Source organism: Mesorhizobium sp. WSM4810 (assembly GCF_055811235.1).
Genome location: NZ_JBVVQV010000093.1, coordinates 1 through 687, shown reverse-complemented (window position 1 = coordinate 687; position 687 = coordinate 1). Strand labels below are relative to the sequence as shown.

The following is a 687-nucleotide window of genomic DNA, read 5'->3' as shown; positions in this document are numbered from 1 at the left end:
ATGGTCCGGCCGAGATAGGTCTTGAGCCTGCGCAGCGCCTTGTTCGCCCGCTTGAACTGCTTGGCGTGGGCATAGCGCTGATGGCTGATCAGCGCCAGCTTGCCGACCCGCACATAGCTCTGGCGCAAATGGAGCCCCTTCCTCTTGGCCAGCCGCACCAGCCGTTCGCGCGCCCGGTGGATGAGCTTGGCGTCGGTCGGGAACATGACGTTCTTCGGCTGCACGGTCGTGTCGACGATGACCTGGCGCGTGTCGGCCGGCTTCATCGCCCCGGTCTTGACCGCAAGGCTGAGGCTCTCCTGCAACAGCGCCACGATCCGCTCCTCGCCCATACGGCTGCGCCAACGCGTCATCGAAGAGCGGTCAAACGGCAGCGTATGGCAAAAGAACGTCTCGCCGGTGAGATACTGGAAGTAAGGGTTCTCCACCCAGCGCTCGCACAGCACCTCATCCGACAGGTTGAAGGTGTGCTTGAGGATCGCCAGCCCCGCCATCAGCCGGGTCGGCAGCGGCGGCATGCCGGGGCCGTCCGAATAGACGGCGCCGAAACGCTCCTCCAGTACCGGCCAGTCGATCGCCTGCGCCAGCCGCACCAGCTCGTGCTTCATGTTGATGATCTGATCGAGCCTGGAGCGGAACAGATCCTGCTCTCCCGTCTCGCGCTTCTCGCGTGGCTTGGACATTCGC

Annotated in this window: 1 protein-coding gene; it reads right to left on the bottom strand. The window is 64.5% G+C overall.

Going from position 1 to position 687, the window contains the following annotated elements; translation table 11 throughout:
• Positions 1-683 (bottom strand): IS5 family transposase (locus tag AC0L3O_RS35450; protein WP_473618159.1); only part of this gene is annotated, 683 nt, incomplete at its 3' end.
• Positions 684-687: the final 4 nt, after the last annotated feature.